Annotated in this window: 16 protein-coding genes; 14 read left to right on the forward strand and 2 right to left on the reverse strand. The window is 44.0% G+C overall.

Translation table 11 applies throughout. The annotated features are described in order from the left end of the window. Positions 1–9: 9 nt before the first annotated feature. Complete coding sequence (gene spoVB, locus ACK8P5_RS06755) at positions 10–1,608, reverse strand: stage V sporulation protein B (protein ID WP_422660192.1); 1,599 nt, start codon at positions 1,606–1,608, stop codon at positions 10–12. A gap of 190 nt (positions 1,609–1,798) precedes the next feature. On the opposite strand from spoVB, the gene ACK8P5_RS06760 reads away from it, so the two are divergent. The 6 genes from ACK8P5_RS06760 (at position 1,799) to ACK8P5_RS06785 (ending at position 8,424) form a co-directional block, all read left to right on the forward strand. After that, the gene (locus tag ACK8P5_RS06760; protein WP_422660193.1) at positions 1,799–2,056 is read left to right on the forward strand and encodes a post-transcriptional regulator; all 258 of its coding nucleotides are present in this window, start codon (positions 1,799–1,801) and stop codon (positions 2,054–2,056) included. Between the two features lie 133 nt (positions 2,057–2,189). Continuing rightward, positions 2,190–3,440 carry a protein translocase subunit SecD gene (gene secD, locus ACK8P5_RS06765; protein ID WP_422660194.1) on the forward strand — a complete coding sequence of 417 codons (1,251 nt, stop codon included), beginning with the start codon at positions 2,190–2,192 and terminating at the stop codon, positions 3,438–3,440. Continuing rightward, positions 3,430–4,338 carry a protein translocase subunit SecF gene (secF, locus tag ACK8P5_RS06770; RefSeq protein ID WP_422660195.1) on the forward strand — a complete coding sequence of 303 codons (909 nt, stop codon included), beginning with the start codon at positions 3,430–3,432 and terminating at the stop codon, positions 4,336–4,338. The genes secD and secF overlap by 11 nt, the downstream gene beginning before the upstream one ends. 113 nt (positions 4,339–4,451) lie before the next feature. Further along, positions 4,452–5,417 (forward strand): cation diffusion facilitator family transporter, encoded by a 966-nt coding sequence (locus ACK8P5_RS06775; RefSeq protein WP_422660196.1) that lies wholly within the window; start codon positions 4,452–4,454, stop codon positions 5,415–5,417. A gap of 56 nt (positions 5,418–5,473) precedes the next feature. Next, on the forward strand, positions 5,474–7,876 hold the full coding sequence (recJ, locus tag ACK8P5_RS06780; protein ID WP_422660197.1) for a single-stranded-DNA-specific exonuclease RecJ: 2,403 nt from the start codon (positions 5,474–5,476) through the stop codon (positions 7,874–7,876). Positions 7,877–7,908: 32 nt separating this feature from the next. Continuing rightward, complete coding sequence (locus ACK8P5_RS06785) at positions 7,909–8,424, forward strand: adenine phosphoribosyltransferase (protein WP_422660198.1); 516 nt, start codon at positions 7,909–7,911, stop codon at positions 8,422–8,424. An 87-nt stretch (positions 8,425–8,511) separates the two neighbouring features. Here the strand turns inward: ACK8P5_RS06785 and uraA are convergent, their stop codons facing one another. Then, complete coding sequence (uraA, locus tag ACK8P5_RS06790; protein WP_422660199.1) at positions 8,512–9,828, reverse strand: uracil permease; 1,317 nt, start codon at positions 9,826–9,828, stop codon at positions 8,512–8,514. A gap of 328 nt (positions 9,829–10,156) precedes the next feature. Here uraA and ACK8P5_RS06795 point away from each other — a divergent pair, with 328 nt between their 5' ends. From ACK8P5_RS06795 to ACK8P5_RS06830, 8 genes are all read left to right on the forward strand, one after another. Then, positions 10,157–12,331, forward strand: a complete 2,175-nt coding sequence (locus ACK8P5_RS06795) for a RelA/SpoT family protein (RefSeq protein ID WP_422660200.1) — start codon at positions 10,157–10,159, stop codon at positions 12,329–12,331. A 109-nt stretch (positions 12,332–12,440) separates the two neighbouring features. Then, positions 12,441–12,887: a D-aminoacyl-tRNA deacylase gene (dtd, locus tag ACK8P5_RS06800; RefSeq protein WP_422660201.1), complete on the forward strand. Its 447-nt coding sequence runs from the start codon at positions 12,441–12,443 to the stop codon at positions 12,885–12,887. A gap of 99 nt (positions 12,888–12,986) precedes the next feature. Continuing rightward, positions 12,987–13,151, forward strand: a complete 165-nt coding sequence (locus tag ACK8P5_RS06805) for a hypothetical protein (protein ID WP_422660202.1) — start codon at positions 12,987–12,989, stop codon at positions 13,149–13,151. 156 nt (positions 13,152–13,307) lie between these two features. Next, complete coding sequence (locus ACK8P5_RS06810; RefSeq protein ID WP_422660203.1) at positions 13,308–13,814, forward strand: type 1 glutamine amidotransferase domain-containing protein; 507 nt, start codon at positions 13,308–13,310, stop codon at positions 13,812–13,814. 79 nt (positions 13,815–13,893) lie between these two features. Next, positions 13,894–14,331 (forward strand): hypothetical protein, encoded by a 438-nt coding sequence (locus ACK8P5_RS06815; protein ID WP_422660204.1) that lies wholly within the window; start codon positions 13,894–13,896, stop codon positions 14,329–14,331. Positions 14,332–15,065: 734 nt separating this feature from the next. Further along, on the forward strand, positions 15,066–16,310 hold the full coding sequence (gene hisS / locus ACK8P5_RS06820) for a histidine--tRNA ligase (RefSeq protein WP_422661397.1): 1,245 nt from the start codon (positions 15,066–15,068) through the stop codon (positions 16,308–16,310). Between the two features lie 45 nt (positions 16,311–16,355). Next, positions 16,356–18,137 (forward strand): aspartate--tRNA ligase, encoded by a 1,782-nt coding sequence (aspS, locus tag ACK8P5_RS06825; RefSeq protein WP_422660205.1) that lies wholly within the window; start codon positions 16,356–16,358, stop codon positions 18,135–18,137. Between the two features lie 69 nt (positions 18,138–18,206). Next, positions 18,207–18,962, forward strand: coding sequence for a tRNA threonylcarbamoyladenosine dehydratase (locus tag ACK8P5_RS06830; protein ID WP_422660206.1), 756 nt, complete (start codon positions 18,207–18,209; stop codon positions 18,960–18,962). The last annotated feature ends 282 nt before the right edge of the window (positions 18,963–19,244 follow it).

Consider the following 19,244-nt stretch of genomic DNA (forward strand, 5'->3'; position numbering starts at 1 on the left):
TTTACTTTCTTAACGATTAAACCATTTCCCGATTATAGGTACCCTAATCAAGTCCCGAAGAGTAACAAGTTTTGCCATAAAAACAACAATGACATATAAAATTACGCCCGCACCAGCTGCTGAAAGAAACTGAAGCCAAGGGATTGTCATGAACGGAAAATGTTGATATCCAAATAACACCCCTGCCCCCATAATCAGCATTACTGCTGCAGTCTTGATAAAGTCCATCATTTTGAAACGGAATCCGATTAAACGGGAGACACTGTATCCGTGAAGAAGCGTTACTGCAATGCTATTTACAATGATTGCAATGACCGCACCTTTAATACCGAAAGCAGGATTCGAGGATAAATATAAGATAAGGCTCATTTTTATTAAGGCACCGATTAATGTATTAATGAGTGCTCTTCCAGGCCGATCTAATGCTTGAAGAGCAGCTTGTAGCGGTGCCTGTACATAAAGAAATAATGCAAAGGGAGCCATGATCTTAAGCATGCTGCCAATTTCGGTATTGTTATAAAGGAGAAGACATAGCGGTTCCGCTAAGATGTACATGATAACGGCAAAAGGTGCTCCAGTTACAAAAGCAAGACGTAGTGCTTGATTCATACGTTTATGGATCATAACAAGATCTTTTCTGGCAGCAGCTTCGGAGAGGGATGGGACTAGCGCTACAGCCAATGACATTGTAATCGCTCCTGGAAGGAGTAGTAGCGGGATAACCATGCCTTGCAAGGCTCCGTATTGTGCTGTTGCAACCGAAGTAGCAATCCCGGCGATAGCCAGGCTTCGGGCTGTAATTATAGATTCCATTAAGTATGAAATCGAACCGACCATTTTGCCTCCCGTAACGGGAACGGCAATACCCATCAGGCGCTTAAGAATACTTCTATGCATTGAAGGATTTGTTTCTTCAGGCCTAATCGTAAGCTGTTGGTTACTTGTTTCAGGTGTTTTCATTGTGCCTGGTTTGCTACGTTCGTTCCGTGAATACTGCCAGAGCAATACAAACATTCCGATTAACTCTCCTACTGCGGTTCCAAGCATCGCTCCAGCCGCTCCATATGCAAGGCCCTTGGGCATCAGAAGGTGTGCAAACCAGAGCATACACACAATGCGAACGATCGTTTCTATGATCGATGATGCTGCAGAAGGAACCATATTCTGTTTACCTTGAAAATAACCACGATAAACAGCAGACACAGCTATGATGATCATCATTGGTGTCATGCTGACAAAGGTCTGATAGACCCTCTGATCAGGAAGAATTACACTGGTAACCCATGGAGCAAGAAGGAGACTCAAAAGCATAAATATACTGCCGAGGGTTACCGTTAGGGTTAGGCTGGTACGTAATATGCGTTTGGCATAATCGCTATTGCCGGCACCTTCTGCTTCTGCAACCATTTTGGCAATGGCTAGAGGGATGCCCCCTGTAATGATGGTGACAAGAACAATAAAGAACGGATAGCCAAGCTGATAAATACCGACACCCTCCGGCCCAATAATCCGTGGTAACGCAATCCGTGGTATGAATCCGAGTAACCGGTTGATGATACCGGCGGCTAATAGAATAATGGTCCCTTTAATAAATGACTGCTTGTTCAATACTCATCCCACTCCCTGGTCAAAAGAATCCGTAACATGTGCAGGTTGATTGTTGTCCTACTTTATGGATATGCCCTACATGTCCCATATGATGCTTTACTTTTTTCTAGGGCCGTGGTACGAAAAGAAGGGAATGGTGTGTTTGTAGTCGAATGTATGCTTTTAAGGTAACAGGAGGAGGAGAGCGAACATGGAATTGGAATCGATGAGTGATGAAGATTTGATCGTCACAATTGAGATGATCTGCTCCAGTAAAGCTGAAGAATTTCGTATGGTAGGTTACGAATATGTGACAAGTGATGATGTATGGAGATGCGTAAGCAGTAAGTATGAGAAGCAGGGAATCCCTTCCCTTCATCAGTTAGTGAATGACGTATTATCGTTGAAAGCTACCAGTTTGATGAATTATATGACAATATCAGCATATAAGGGGTCTCCTTTCGATTGACGAAGGTTGATCCCTTTTCTTTCGGGAAATTGAGTTATTTTGATCAGAACGACAATTAATGATAAATTGACTGGATTTTGAGGCATGGCTATAATAGGAATATTGAGAAATAGAAGGGGGAACTAGGGACGGCATGAAGAGAATCATCAGTTTCATCGTTACCGTACTCGTGGTCACCGGAATCATGGTTGTGACGAGCCCGGGATTAGTAAAAGACGTTCGTTTAGGTTTGGATCTTAAGGGCGGCTTTGAAATCCTTTATGAGGCCGAGCCATTGGTAGAAGGCCAGCAGGTGACAAAAGAAGCCCTGCAGGAGACCGCAAAAAGTTTACAAAAACGTGCAGACGCAATGGGAACGACCGAACCGGAGGTAACACCGGAGGGGACGAACCGTATTCGTCTGAAGGTCGCCGGTGTAACCGACGAGGCTGAGGTCCGCAAGACGATGAAAGAACCAGCGAACCTTACGTTCCGAAGCAATGACGGCTGTAAAGAGGGAGAAGAGTTTTGTAAGATTGAACTTCGGGGAGACGATTTCGTAGAGAATGGAGCTTCTGTTGCTTATGATAGCTTGAATCAGCCAATGATTGATATCAAAGTAAGAGATAAAGCTCGTTTCGCTGAAATTACAGAGCGTCTTCTTGGACAAGAACTTGCGATCTTTATGGATGACGAACTATTATCTGCTCCGACGGTACGAGCTGTTCTGACGGATGGTAGTGCGCAGATTACTGGTAATTATTCGATTGACGAAGCGAAGCAAATTCGTGATACGATTAATCTAGGGGCACTACCACTGAAGCTGACAGAGAAATACTCTCAAAGCGTAGGCGCAACCTTAGGGATGGCATCTTTGACTAAGACGCTCCAGGCAGGATTAATTGCTTCTGTAGCCATTCTAATCTTTATGATCGGTATGTATCGTATTCCTGGCTTGCTTGCGAGCTTCGCACTTATCGTGCATACATGGTTGCTTATATTGATATTTGTATTGGCCGATTTCACACTGACATTGCCAGGTATTGCGGCATTTATCTTGGGGATCGGGATGGCGGTTGACGCCAACATTATTACTTATGAACGTATCAGGGAAGAGATGCGAAGTGGAAAGAGTATTGCGTCCTCCGTTAAAGCGGGTGGTAAAAACTCATTCCGCACAATCATGGATTCTAACGTAACAACGATTATCGTTGCCGCTGTTATGTTTGCGTTCGGTACAGGTGCTGTTAAAGGATTTGCACTTGTCCTTATCTTGGAGATTATCGTGAGTATTGCCACGAACGTGTACTTCTCCCGTTTCTTGCTCAATTTGCTTGTTAAGATGGGTTGGGCTAGCAAACCGAAGCATTTCGGGGTAAAGGAGAGTGACATTCGTGCGCTTTAAAAACTTTGATTATGTAGGTGCCAGCCGGTACTTTTATACGTTCTCGATTATTCTGACCATCGTCGGCGCAATATGTCTTGCTGCTCTCGGATTGAACTATGGTGTTGATTTCCGTTCAGGTTCCAACGTGGATATTACAACATCGAAGCAACTTACAGTAGAACAGCTTGAGCCGATTCTGAAGGAAGCAGGTATTGCAGAAGAGGCTAGTATTACGCCGGGTAATGATCGAGTGAATATTCGCTTTAGCCAGGTGCTAACGGAGCCTCAAGATCAAGCTTTAAAAGCAGGCATTCAGAAATTGGACAAGGACGCTTCCTTTGAAGTGAATACGGTCGATCCTGAAATGGCTAAAGAGCTTGGACAAAATGCGATTTATGCGGTATTACTGTCATGTGTCGGAATTATTATTTATGTCAGCATTCGATTCGAGTGGCGTTTTGCGATAGCGGCTATTATCGCACTATTGCATGATGCATTTGTGGTCATTAGTATTTTCTCTATCTTCCGTTTGGAAGTGAACTTGACGTTTATTATCGCTATTTTAACGATTATCGGTTATTCCATTAACGATACCATCGTTATCTTTGACCGTATCCGTGAAAATCTGCGGTTCTCAAAAATCAAAAAGTATTCTGATCTAGTGGAACTAGTTAATAAGAGTTTGTCTCAAACCATTGCTCGTTCATTGTATACCGCATTATCGGTATTCATTGCAGCATTCTTTATGTTAATTATGGGTGGAGAATCAATACGAATGTTCTCACTAGCTATCGTAATTGGTTTGCTGTTCGGGGCTTACTCTTCAATCTTTATTGCCAGCCCGCTGTGGCTATTGCTGAAAGGTAAAAATATTGCAAAGCCTAAAGCACCGAAGCCGTCTAAATCAGACATTTAGAATGAGCGTAAGGTAGTCTTTTAACTATTCATGTAGAAAGCCGCGTCGTAGGCGACGCGGCTTTCTAAGTTACCGGCGTATGTGTTATAGAGCATAGCTGAGGGGGGCCACATGTGAATAACGAACGATTGTCTCATACGGATACAGCCGTTTGGTCTGGTATCATAAGCGATTCTACTGTGGCTGTAGGCAAAGGAGTAGTGGGGTATTTTTTCGGAAGTATGGCTCTTATGAGCGATGCGCTACATTCCGCCTCGAATGCAGCTACATTGCTTGCAGACCGTCTGCCCTGGTTAGGGAGACCGAAGTTATCTGATCGTAAGCAAAAACTATCTGAAGAACATGCTGCGCCTTTTATGTCTATCTTATTTGCTGTAGTTATATTGGTGTGCGGACTACAAATCGCCGTCTCAGCTGTAAAGCATCTTTCAACAAGAACACCAGAAGCTCCTGGTTTGGAGGCAATTATAGCTGTACTGATTTCACTAGGCGTGAACGAAATTGTCTTCCAATATCAATATCGTGAGTCTAAGAAGAAAAGTGATCAGCGCTTAAAGGCACATTCTGAAAATCACCGTTTCGGACTGTACTCTTCATTGACTGTTCTGAGTGGTCTTTTCCTATCCAGAGTGGGTTCATATTATGAGATCCACACTCTGTTATATATGGATTCGATTGCAGCTCTTATAGTATCCTTGCTTGTGCTCCGAAAAGGTTATATTCTAGTCACAAGTTCCGTAAACAATACATTCACTGAGAAGCCTCTTCATGAGCATCATGCTGATTACATGGATACCATTCAGAGAGTCCATGGTGTAATTACTGTTGAGGATATAAAGGTGCAAGAGTATGGCCAAATACGTCAGGGTCAGGTGAATATTGACGTGAAGGTCAGCGTTAATCCACGTATTACCGTATGGGAAGCCCATGAGATTGCGGATCGAATCCGAAAGTTGCTACTACACCGGTTTGTACACGTAATTAATGCAAATGTTAGTGTAGTTCCATACGAACCGGGCTATCCATATAAATCAAATTATGATTTGGTGGATAACGATCTTCCAACACTACCACAGTGATTGTTTCATGAAGATCAGTTAGAACAGTATTGCGATGTAAAGAAAGGTGAAATTTCGTGCTATATTCCAAGTATGAATGGCAAATGCTATCTCCAGATGCCGAGGTGTCCGGCAAGCTTGCAAGTGAGCTTTCGATATCTCCTCTCATAGCATCTTTAATGGCTGCTAGAGGAATTACTTCATCACAGGATGGAGAAGTGTTCTTGAACGGAGCGTTTGAGCTGACGCATGATCCATTTTTAATGCTCGGTATGAACGAAGCGGTCCCTCGGATTCGGAAGGCATTAGAGGAGCAAGAGCATATTCTAATATATGGCGATTATGATGCTGATGGTGTATCCAGTACATCACTGATGATCAACCTGATGCGCTACCTTGGTGCCTCTTATGATATATATATTCCTCATCGTTCCAATGAAGGCTACGGACTTCACAACCATGCGTTAGATTGGGCTCACCAACAAGGTGTTAGCCTTGTCATTACTGTAGATACCGGAATTAGTGCAGTAGAACAGATAGCGTACGCCAATGAGTTAGGAATGGATGTTATTGTAACGGATCATCATGAGCCTCCAGAACAGCTTCCTGACGCGTATGCACTTATTAATCCGAAAATACCTGCTTGCCCATATCCTTTCAAGGGATTGGCAGGCGTAGGTGTAGCCTATAAGTTAGCACAGGCGCTTGTCGGGAACCCTCCGCTAGAGTGGCTTGAGATTGTAGCTATTGGGACGATCGCGGATCTAATGCCTTTGACTGGCGAGAATCGTGTTCTGGTGAAGAATGGTCTGCACTCCATGAGACGGACTAAGAATGCCGGAATTAGAGCTCTCTTAGAGGTTGGTGGAGTGAATGTAGAACAGGTTACAGCTCTCAATGTAGCGTTCGCTATGGCCCCACGAATTAATGCTAGCGGGCGTCTCGATCATGCAGGCAGAGCAGTGACACTTCTGACGACAGAAGTTCAAGATGAAGCAGAACGATTGGCTTGGGAACTTGATGCTCTGAACAAGAATCGACAGCAGGTCGTAGAGCAAATCGTTCAAGAATCGATGAACATGATTCAAAGTCGATGGGGGTATGATAGGCTTCCATCAGTCATTGTACTGGCTGGAGAGGGCTGGAATGTGGGTGTCGTCGGAATTGTAGCTTCCAAAATATTAGAGAGATTTTATAGACCTGTGGTTATACTCGGGATTAACGCCGAAACTGGAGAGTGTAAAGGATCTGCTCGCTCTATACCTGGTTTCGATATTTATGAAGCGCTGCATTCTTGTAAGGATCTTATGCACCATTTTGGAGGTCACCCTGCAGCGGCAGGAATGAGTCTTCATATTAGTCAATTGGAACAATTCGAGAATAGTTTATGTTCATTTGCGGATGGCGTGTTAAACGAAGAACATTTTATACCGGTGTACCAAGCAGATCTGGAATGCTGTATTGCGGATGTTCCACTGCCAGTCATTGATGAATTAGAGGTGCTGGGACCTTTTGGCATGTCCAATCCGATTCCAAAGGTAGTCTTTCGTGGTCTGGAAGTGAAAGATGTTCGTAAAATGGGCAAAGAGAATAAACATCTAAAGCTACGCTTTCAGCAGAGTGGACATCAACTGGAGGCTGTTGCCTTTGGATTAGGTCATCTTGCCGATGTCCTACCTGAGGGAACGAAGGTGGATGTGCTTGGTGAATTATCGGTAAATGAATGGAATGGAAATCGAAAACCACAGCTTATGATACAAGACATGAGTGTGCCCTATCAGCAGGTTTTCGATTTCCGTGGCTCGAAAGATCCGATTCAAGAGTTAAAGCGGCTTAGAGAAGTGCTGGAGCCTCATATTCATTGCTCCGCTGTTCACTCAGCAGTTGTATTCGCACAAAATTCAAAAGATGCTATAAAAAGTCATTTGAATGATTTATCCCTTTGGGTATATGATAGGAATGCTGGCATTTTGCCGATGAATTCAGTCGCAGAAGAGGGCGGCAGTGAGTCCATTTCAGTGTTGTTTGTGCTGGACGTACCGGAGAGCGCAGGACAGCTTGATACATTACTGTCAACGTTTCACTCCGTGCCAAATATATTTTTACTGCATCCGCTCCGTAATAAGCAGAACTCTCTGCAAATACCGACACGGGATCAGTTTAAAAAGCTCTATATTATGCTTGCCGGTTTAGGTTCAAAGCCAGTGTCCGAATCTGAAGTTATCGCGCAGATGAATAGACAATCTTCACTTTCACATCGAATGTTAATAAAAGTACTCGATGTATTCGAGGAATTGGTATTTATTGAGCGCTCTAATGGAATGATTACTTTTATAACGAAACCGGACAAAAAACCGTTGGATGCTTCCTGTCATTTCAGGGAGCTGAATGAGTTAGCAGAAATGGAGCAGCATTTGCTGCACGCAAACACCGCGCAACTAACCCATTGGATGATAAACCGATCAAAAGGTGCATCGTAATCGTCAGTCACCTGACCTAGGAGGAGATTTTATTGGATTTTAAAGATTATATTCGTGTGATCCCGGACTTTCCACAACCAGGGATTAGCTTCAAAGACATCACAACATTGCTTAAGAATGGTGAAGAGTATCGGAATGCAATTAATGAATTGAAAAAGATGGTTGAACATCTTAAAATCGACGTTATCGCTGGTCCTGAGGCACGTGGTTTTGTCGTAGGAGCTCCGTTAGCTTACGCATTAGGCGTTGGCTTCACACCAATTCGTAAGAGCGGTAAGCTGCCTTATGAAACGATTGAAGTTGGTTATGATCTTGAGTATGGTAAAGACAAACTGGCAATGCATATCGACGCGATTGAAAAAGGTCAAAATGTTCTGATCGCAGATGATCTGCTCGCAACAGGTGGAACCATCGCTACTTCTGTTGATCTCGTACGACAATTAGGAGGAAATGTTGTTGGAGCGGCATTTATGATTGAGCTGAATGAGCTTAATGGTCGTGAAAAATTAGAGGGAATTGATGTATTTACATTGATGCATTACGAGTAAGCAGCGTCATATATTATCGGATTTTCCCGGGAAATAATAACGAAAAGGCCCGGCACCTATGATTTAGGTGCCGGGCCTTTTCTGTTATTAGTCTGTAATTTTATCAACCGTAGGTTCTTCTGTCTTTTCATTAGAGAGACCTAAGATTTCGAAAAGTCTGAACAGTATAGCTAGGACCATACCAACGATCGTAGCCAGTGCCATTCCTTTCAGTTCAACGTCACCAATCTTGAGTGTAATTCCGCTGACTCCGACAACCAAGACAAGCGAAGCAAGAAGCATATTGCTTGCTTTCGAGAAGTCCACACGCTGTTCAACAAAAATCCGAAGACCAGAAGCGGCGATTACACCGAATAGAAGTAGTGAAACTCCACCCATAACAGGATCTGGGATGTTAGCAATGACAGCAGAGAATGTGCCTGAGAAGGACAGTAGGATGGCGATTACAGCTGCTCCGCCAATGACACGTACAGAGTATACCTTTGTCAGTGCCATAACGCCGATATTCTCGCCATAGGTTGTGTTGGGTGTTGAGCCTACAAATCCAGACAGGATTGTTGAGATTCCATTACCAAGGAGTGAGCGATGAAGACCAGGGTCTTTCGAAAGATCTTTACCCACGATGTTACTTGTTACGAGCAGATGACCGATATGCTCCACAATGACGACTAGAGCAACCGGAATAATAGTGAAGATAGCTGCCCAATCAAACACAGGTGTTGTTATATGAGGTGCGGATAGAAAACTTGCATTTTTTATGTTATCAACATTTACTACACCAAGTACGAAGGATAAAGTATAACCAGTAACGATACCGATCAGAATATGAATGATTTTAGGAAACCCACGGAACAAGATAGAACCCAGAACGGTTACACCCAGTGTTATCATCGATATCGAAATCGTAGTTGGATCAATGGACCAGTTAGCGGCTTCTTTGGGATCGCTTGGAGGAATGAAGCCCGCCATCTTGGCTGCGACCGGTACAATCTCTAGACCGATCATTGCGATAACTGCGCCCATGACAGCCGGAGGAAATGCAAAATCAATCCAACGGGTACCTGCATATTTAATGATCAGGGCAACGATACAGAAGATGATGCCTGTTACGATAAAGGCTCCCAGTGCTTTCCCGTAGTTCTCACCTGGATTCTTATTAATTACGATAAGTACAGGTGAGATAAAAGCGAAGCTTGAGCCAAGATAGGCTGGGATTTTCCCTTTACAGAGCAAAATATAAAGCAGTGTACCGATTCCGTTCATGAGCAGGATCATGCCAGGATCGACTCCAAATAAATTCGGCACGAGGACAGTGCTTCCGAACATGGCGAACAAATGCTGTAAGCTTAGCAAGAATCCGGGACCAAATGGAAGCTTTTCATTTACTTGAATTTCGCGTTGCAAAACAATTCACTCCTCTAGGACTTTTATACATAGCTACCGTTCTTTTACGATCTTTAATAGATTAAATACAATTGATTGATTTTTCAACAACATTTTTTATGGGGATTCGGCAAAAATACAGGCTTGTAAGAACTTGGAGAGTCTTGATGGGGAAATAAGGGTGGAATTATCGTTAAAGCTTGATGTTAAGCGTATTTACCAGGTCTACAGTGTTGACGTGAACGGTAGTAAGCGTCATAATAATAGGAAAACATTCGATGAGGGAACCTGCACGTTTTGACAAAGGGCGGGTTCTATTTTATATAGAAAGGGAAGAGAAGGACTAAGAATGGGCATAGAGCGATTACTCGAGAAGGCTAGCGCCTATATTAAAGAACCCGATCTTCTCCGTATTCAGGAAGCTTATGAATTTGCGGAGCAAGCCCACCATGGGCAGGTGCGGAAATCGGGAGAACCTTATATTCTTCATCCGCTCGCGGTAGCCGACATCGTAGTCAATATGCAGATGGACACGTTGTCTATTATTGCTGCGCTATTGCATGATGTCGTTGAGGATACAACGGTTTCTCTTGAGCAAATCCGCGAGAAGTTCGGTGATACTTGCGCTATGTTGGTGGATGGATTAACCAAGCTGGAACGTATTAAGTTTGGTTCTAAGGAAGAACAACAGAACGAGAATTACCGCAAAATGTTCATCGCGATGGCTCGGGATATCCGCGTGATCGTTATAAAGCTGGCAGATCGTCTTCATAATATGCGTACACTAAAGTACCAGTCTGAGGAAAGCCAGCGTCGTATTTCACATGAAACTCTGGAGATTTTCTGCCCTATTGCTCACCGTCTCGGTATTTCAGCAATTAAATGGGAGATGGAGGATATTGCGCTCAGGTATTTGAATCCTCAGCAATATTATCGTATTGCTAACCTGATGCATAAGAAACGTGCAGAGCGCGAGCAATTCATTGATAACGTTATTGAACGTATTCAAGAGAAGCTGGACGAAATGGGTATTCAAGCTGAATTGTCTGGTAGACCGAAGCATATTTATAGTGTATTTAACAAAATGTCCGTCAAAAACAAACAATTCAATGAAATCTATGACTTACTAGCGATTCGAATTATTGTCGATAATATCAAGGATTGTTACGCTACATTAGGTATCATTCATACCTTGTGGAAGCCTATGCCAGGAAGGTTCAAAGATTATATCGCAATGCCGAAAGCGAATATGTATCAGTCGCTTCATACAACGGTAGTTGGTCCGAACGGTGAGCCTACTGAGGTTCAAATTCGAACTGTTGATATGCATCGTACAGCCGAATTCGGTATTGCCGCTCACTGGGCATATAAAGAAGGCTCTGGAGCAGGAGACTTTGATAATAAAATGACCTTCTTCCGTGAAATTCTTGAACTTCAACATGAAGCGAAGGATGCATCGGAATTTGTAGAATCACTCAAAATGGACTTTTTCTCGGATCTGGTGTTTGTGTTTACACCAAAAGGTGAGGTTATTGAGCTACCGGCTGGATCGGTTCCGCTTGATTTTGCTTACCGTATTCATACTGAGGTTGGTAATCGGACAATAGGGGCTAAGGTGAACGGACGGATCGTTCCGCTGGATCACCAGCTCAAAACAGGGGATATCATTGAAATTTTGACTTCTAAGCATTCCTATGGGCCGAGCCAAGACTGGTTGAAAATTGCACAATCGTCACATGCGAGAAGCAAGATCAAACAGTGGTTCAAAAAAGAAAAGCGGGAAGAGAACGTTGAAAAAGGCCGAGATATGCTCGAGCGTGAATTGAAGCGACTTGGCCTGGAGCCATCCGACTGGATGAGTGACGATAAGTTGATTGAGGCTGCCAAGAAATTTGCCTTCAATGATATTGAGGATATGCTCTCCGCCATTGGGTTCGCAGGAATTACGGCAGCTCAGATTTGTACCAAATTGACTGAGAAGCTTCGCAAGGAGCAGGAAGAAGCGAACCTGCTTGAGTTGACATCCGAGATGAAGGAGATCAAGGCTCCTCCAGAGAAACGGAGTCGTCCAACGAATGGCGTCTGCGTGAAGGGCATAGACAATTTACTTGTCCGTTTTGCAAGATGTTGTAACCCGGTTCCGGGAGATGACATTGTAGGTTATGTCACAAGAGGACGCGGCGTTTCGGTGCACCGTTCTGATTGCGCCAACTTACCTGCTACGGGTGATGGTGAAGAAGCAGCACGCGTGATCGAGGTTGATTGGGAATCCTCCGTCGAAGCGAACTATAGTGTGGACATCGAAGTGACTGGTCATGACCGTAATGGACTTCTGAATGAAGTGCTTCAAGCTGTATCTGAGAGCAAAACGAACATTTCAGCGGTTACAGGCAGATCGGATAAGAATAAGATGGCCATGATTCATATGACCATACTCATTCGCAATACAGATCATCTGCAGTCGGTTGTAGAACGGATTAAACGTGTGAAGGATGTTTATACCGTTCACCGAATTATGCAGTGATAGATGTACGTGCTAGGCGGCTCATTCGCCGTGCAATGATTACTACGCGGTCTGGCTTCCTTATAAAGGAGGTTGGCCCGCTATTTTTATGATAAGGGGTCTGATTTCTATGAAGGTCGTCATTCAAAGATGTAAGAATGCACAAGTGACTGTTAACGAAGAGGTTGTAGGAACCATTGGGGAAGGGCTTATGGTCTTGGTAGGTGTAACCCATGAAGATGAGGAGAAAGACGCGAAATATTTAGCTGATAAAGTCGCGGGATTGCGGATTTTTGAAGATGATGATGAAAAAATGAACTTTAGTGTGCTAGATGTGGGTGGAGCGATTCTATCCGTATCCCAGTTCACACTATACGGTGATTGTCGTAAGGGGAAACGTCCTAACTTTATGGCGGCAGCTAGACCAGAGCAAGCTGAGAAGCTGTATGAATGTTTCAATACCGAGCTGGCTAGCAAAGGTTTGCAGGTGGAGACAGGAGTATTCGGGGCGATGATGGATGTTTCTTTAACCAATTCTGGCCCTGTGACAATTATTATCGATAGTCGTAATCCTTAGGGGATATAGATTAAAGTTCGCATAGGTTAATGATAACTGGACATGCTGTGAAACAGAGGTGAATGTTTGAATCACAGTGTAAAGGAGATTTATTAACTTATGAGACAATCCCCTAAATCGGCTCTGCATCGTGCAGTCTCTATTCTTGAATCGAGTGGAGTTAGAGAAACAGAGGGTCTGAACCAATCTGTAATCGTACCCGTTGATCCGTTTTGGAAAATGGAAGTCAGAGCAAGTGATCGGATTCTTCTGCCGAGAAGGTAGAACTGGGTTTTATTGTTATTCATCAAGCTGCCTACACGGCAGCTTTTTTTATTGCTATTAGGTTGAATCAGATTTATTTATATGAATTTCTGTTATAAAAAAATCACAACAGGGTAATAAGATGGCAAGGACGATAGCGAAAGGGGACTTAACATCATGAGTAGAGTAGCTTTTTTACTAGCTGATCAATTTGAAGATTCCGAAATGCAGGTTCCTTATGAAGAAGTGAAGAAAGCCGGACATCAGGCAGATATCATCGGACTGAAACAAGGCCAAGAGGTAAAAGGTAAACAAGGTAAAGTAACTTACACAACGGATAAAGCCATTGCTGATGTAAGTATTCAAGACTATGATGCGGTGGTCATTCCAGGTGGATCCTCTCCGGAGAATTTACGACTGGATTCCCATATTTTGAAGTTTGTACGTGAGGCTGATAAGGCAAGCAAACCGATTGCTTCGATCTGTCACGGTCCGCAAATTTTGGCGAGTGCCGATCTGTTGAAGGGGCGCACGATTACATCGTATCCACCACTTCAAGATGATATGGTCAATGCGGGTGCATCATTCAAAGATGAGGAAGTCATCGTTGACCGCAACTTTATCACTTCACGTACACCGAAGGATGAGCCTGCGTTCGTACGTGAATTACTGAAAGTACTGTGACGAATCACTGACCAGGCTATGATCTTGTTCATGCAATACCCGTTTTTCAACATGGTTTTGAAAAAAAGGAGGAATGGACATGTCTAAACAAATTCAAGCATACTTTAGGACAGAAAGTGAAGCGGAAGGAGCTAGAACAACGCTTCAGACGTATAAAGTCGATCAATTGGAAGTTGGACAGCTTCAAGATGCCATTGGCAAGTCTGCGAATATTATTGTGCCGCTTGTACCCTGGAATGTTTCAGGAGTAGGCGGTACGGCTCCTGGCTCGGGTCCAGTGGGTGGTGCACCTGTATCTCCAGGCGCGATTGTCGGGACAAATGCGCTACCGGGTACGGAGCGCTCTGAGGATCTTCCTGCTCCAGAGCACGATAATTGGGTGGATAATACAGAATTAACGGATTCGGATTATGACGATCTGAAGTATGTTTTGTCAGCTAAAGTAAATGATGCTGATTATGACGAAGTGGTTCAGGTTCTTCGGAAAAATCAGGCGTTTATTGAGCGATTTGAATAATTGCTGAACAACATAGACACTTTGAAAGCCTCTGGTTGCCTCTATTTGGGGTCTTGCCAGGGGCTTTTGGCTTCGCTAAAGATACCGCTTTCAGACTTGTAATATAACTGTAATATTAGTATCATGTTCTCTTAATATTAGCTGTTTATAATAACAGCATGACCCCCTTTTTTATATAATGTTTTGGACCTACAACATCGGTTTGTAGGTCTTTCTTTTTTTTCATAGTAAGAAATTGTGGAAGTTTCTTGACTTTAGTACGGCGGTTCATTACAATCTAAAAATATAATGTTTTGGGTAAAATATAAATATCGATACTGATTTGATGACGGGACTAAGTACTCCATCCCCACAAGATCCAGAGAGGAACCCCTTTGGCTGTAAGGATTCCCTTGATGAGTGGACGAATGACCTCCCCGAGAACAGACGGCGAAACATACCCGTATTACGGGTAGATATATGTAGTAGCCGATTCTGCGCTTACCGAGCGTTATCCGGTTTGAAGCGGCCTAATCCTTAGAATTTATGATCTTTGTTGATCAAATATGGATGAATCCGGAATGTGGGTGGCACCACGGGAGATTTCTGTTGATAACAATCTCTCGTCCCTGTTGTTGTTGAATGTACAACACAGGGACGAGAGATTTTTTAGTATTTCTAGATAGAAATATATAAGTCAGTTTTTAATTGAAGCTCATTGGTAGGATTAATGGAGGGAAGAACGAATGGCGAATATCAAGTTTGAGAAACCGACAGGCACACAGGATTTTTTGCCGGGTACAGTCGAGAAATGGCAATTTGTTGAAGAGAAGGCACGTGATTTATGTCGTCGCTACAACTACCGTGAAATCCGCACACCAATGTTCGAGCAGACTTCGTTGTTTGAGCGCGGTGTGGGTGAAACAACGGATATCGTTGAAAAGGAAATGTACACCTTTTTGGACAAGGGCGACCGCAGTATGACGCTTCGTCCTGAAGGAACAGCAGGCGTCGTTCGCGCCTATGTTCAAAATAAACTGTATGGTGAGCCTGACGTTACCAAGCTGTATTACATCGCTCCGATGTTCCGATATGAGCGTCCGCAGGCAGGTCGATATCGTCAATTTCACCAGTTTGGGGTTGAAGTGTTCGGAGCTGCTGATCCAGCAATTGATGCGGAGGTAATCGCACTTGGATATTCCTTTACGAAAGAACTGGGTCTTCAAGGCGTGAAGGTAGAAATCAATTCGGTAGGTACTCCTGAAGTTAGAGCAGCTTACCGAGATCGACTCTTATCTTTCCTGACACCGATGAGAGAGAATCTGTGCTCAGATTGTCAGTCCCGTATGGAGCGTAATCCACTTCGAGTACTGGATTGCAAGAAGGATCAGGACAAGTTCGATGGAGCACCATCGATTCTCGATAGTCTGGATGAAGAGTGCAGCACTCATTTTGAAAAGGTGAAGGGATACCTTGACGCCATGGGAGTGGACTATGAAATCAATCCGCGTTTAGTTCGTGGACTTGACTATTACACCCACACCGCTTTTGAATTTAAAGCTCAAGGCATTGGGGCGATTGACACCGTAGGTGGTGGCGGCCGCTTTAACGGTTTGGTTGGACAATTCGGTGGACCAGATCAACCGGGCATTGGTTTTGGTATTGGACTCGAGCGGATCATGTTGATTCTGGAGCACCAGAATATTGAGCTGAACGCTATCAAACCACTCGATGTGTATCTTGTGGCTCTCGGTGAAGCCGCGGAAGAAGAAGTCACGAAGCTGACGTACAGCTTACGTAATGCTGGTCTCTCAGCAGAGCGTGACTATCTCGGACGTAAGATGAAAGCCCAAATGAAATCTGCTGACCGTCTTCAAGCTCGATATACAGCGATTCTTGGCGACGATGAGCTTGCCCGTGGAGAAATTGCGCTAAAATCGATGGAAACTGGAGAGCAGCGCACGGTTAAGTTGGAAGAATTGCATAAGGAAATTGGTTAGCCTGCCGTATCGGCTTAATTATAAATAAAGGGGTATGATGGAATCATGAAAAGGACGCATCATTGCGGTCAATTAACGACCGCCAACATTGGAGAAACCGTAACGTTAAACGGCTGGGTACAGACTCGTCGTGACTTGGGAGGCGTACTCTTCATCGATCTTCGTGACCGTAGTGGAATTATGCAAGTCGTATTCAACCCGGATTTTTCTGGCGACGCATTGAATACAGCTGATAAAGTACGTACGGAGTATGTAATTGCTGTATCTGGTAAAGTGGTCAAGCGTGCGGCTGAAACGGTAAACCCTAACCTTCCTACAGGCGAAATCGAAGTTCAAGTGACTGAAATCGAAGTATTGAATGCGGCTAAAACACCTCCATTCTTCATTGAAGATGGGGTAGAAGTGGACGAGCAGCTTCGTTTGAAGTACCGTTACCTCGACTTGCGCCGTCCAGAAATGCAGAAGACACTAATGCTTCGTTCTAAAGCATCTAAAGTGTTCCGTGACTTCCTTGATGGAGAAGGTTTTGTGGATGTTGAAACACCAATTCTGACGAAGAGCTCTCCAGAAGGTGCACGTGATTATCTGGTACCAAGCCGGGTTCATGCAGGTGAATTCTTCGCACTGCCACAATCGCCACAGCTGTATAAACAGCTATTGATGGTAAGCGGAATTGAACGTTATTACCAAATTGCTCGTTGTTTCCGTGACGAAGACCTTCGTGCTGACCGTCAGCCGGAATTCACACAGGTCGACATTGAGACATCCTTCATGGATCGCGATGATCTTCTGGACATGATGGAGAAGCTGATGGTTCGACTGTTCAAAGAAACCATTGGTGTTGAATTGGCAACACCATTCCAGCGTATTAGTTATGCTGACGCTATGGGTAAATACGGTTCCGATAAGCCAGACCTTCGTTTTGGTCTTGAATTGATCGAAATGAATGACATCGTTGCTACAAGTGGTGTAAAAGTATTTGCTTCCGTTATCGAAAAAGGTGGCGAAGTGAAGTGTCTTAACGCTAAAGGCTGCGGTACATGGACACGTAAAGAGATTGACGATCTCGGACCATATGCTGCTCGTTATGGAGCGAAAGGTCTTGCTTGGATTCAAGTAAAAGAAGGAGAATTCAAAGGACCTATCGTTAAATTCTTTACGGAGCAGGAGATTGAAGCGATTAAAGAGCGTACAGGAGCAGAAGAGGGAGACTTGCTGTTATTCTCTGCAGATAACAAAAAAGTTGTTGCTGATGTGCTTGGTGCACTCCGTCTTAAAATCGGTCGTCAGCTCGGTCTGATTGATGATAATGAATTCAAATTCGCTTGGGTACTAGACTTCCCACTCTTAAGTTATGATGAAGAGCAGAAGCGCTATGTGGCAGAGCACCATCCGTTCACTCGTCCAAATGACGAAGATCTGGAATTGCTCGATACAGATCCACTTGCGGTGCGTGCACAAGCTTATGATATTGTATTGAATGGTTATGAAGTGGGCGGCGGCTCCATGCGTATTTATAAGCGTGACATTCAAGAAAAAATGTTCGCAGCACTCGGCCTATCCCCTGAGACAGCTAACGAGAAATTCGGTTACTTGCTGGACGCATTTGAATACGGTACACCACCACATGGTGGTATTGCATTCGGACTTGACCGTCTCATTATGCTTCTTGCAGGACGCACAAACTTACGTGAGACGATTGCATTCCCGAAAACGGCAAGTGCTACAGACCTTCTGATGGATTCTCCTTCTATGGTAGACGGAGGACAGCTCGAACAGCTTCATATCAAGGTAGCGAAAAAACCAGTTGAAGAAAAGAAGTCATAAATATCAGATCAATACTTGGGGGAAACGGCTGTAATTCAGCCGTTTCTTGCCTGTTAGGAGGTATTTAAAATGCTGCATCAATTTTCTCGTACGGAACTAGCGATCGGGCCTGAGGGGCTCGAGGTTATGAAGAACAGCACGGTGGCCGTACTTGGCATTGGCGGAGTTGGATCGATGGCGGTGGAGGCTCTTGCCCGTACTGGGGTTGGCCGCATTATCCTAATCGACAAAGATGTTGTAGATATTACGAACATTAATCGCCAGATTCATGCATTGACAACAACAGTGGGTCAGAAAAAGGCAGATCTGATGGTTGAGCGTGTGAAGCTGATCAATCCGGAGTGTGAGGCAATCGCCCTTAACATGTTCTATACGGATGAGACGTATGAAGAATTGTTCAAATACGATCTGGATTACGTACTTGATGCTTCAGACACCATCATCTATAAGGTGCATCTCATTAAGGAATGTCTGAAACGTGGTATTCCGATGATCTCAAGCATGGGTGCTGCGAATAAGATGGACCCTACCAAGTTCCAAGTCGCAGATATATCGAAGACCTCGATGGATCCTATTGCACGAGTTGTCCGTACGAAACTTCGTAAGGAAGGCATCAAGAAAGGGGTTAAGGTTGTATTCTCAACAGAAGAACCGATGAAACCCCGTCAGGATGTTACCGACAAGATCGTTCCTGAGAATGCACCTGAAATTCGAAAGGCTAAACAACCGCCAGCAAGTAATGCGTTTGTGCCGCCGGTAGCAGGATTGATTATGGTTAGTGTTACAGTGAAAGAATTACTCGAAAGAGCGGGGCTTTCATCTTAGCAGATGGTCTATAATATAAACGATTTAAGAAATTAGAGCAGAAGATGTACAACGCCATTGCTCTGAGTTCTGAGGTTTCCATGTAAAGACGCAGCGTTCGTGGTAGACGGACCTGCGTCTTTCTGTCCCCCAAGGGGGATACACTAGAAACAGATGACGCTGGTTCAGGAATGATCCCGATTAGGAGTGTCAGTAGTATATTGCGGCGAGGTGTGTTACAATTGGTATCCTTTTTTGTGTCAATCCACAAAATAGAAAAAATAATTCTTAGGAGGTAACTGA

Origin of the sequence: Paenibacillus sp. EC2-1, from assembly GCF_049311625.1 — a bacterium.
Classification (GTDB): Bacteria; Bacillota; Bacilli; order Paenibacillales; family Paenibacillaceae; genus Paenibacillus_AQ.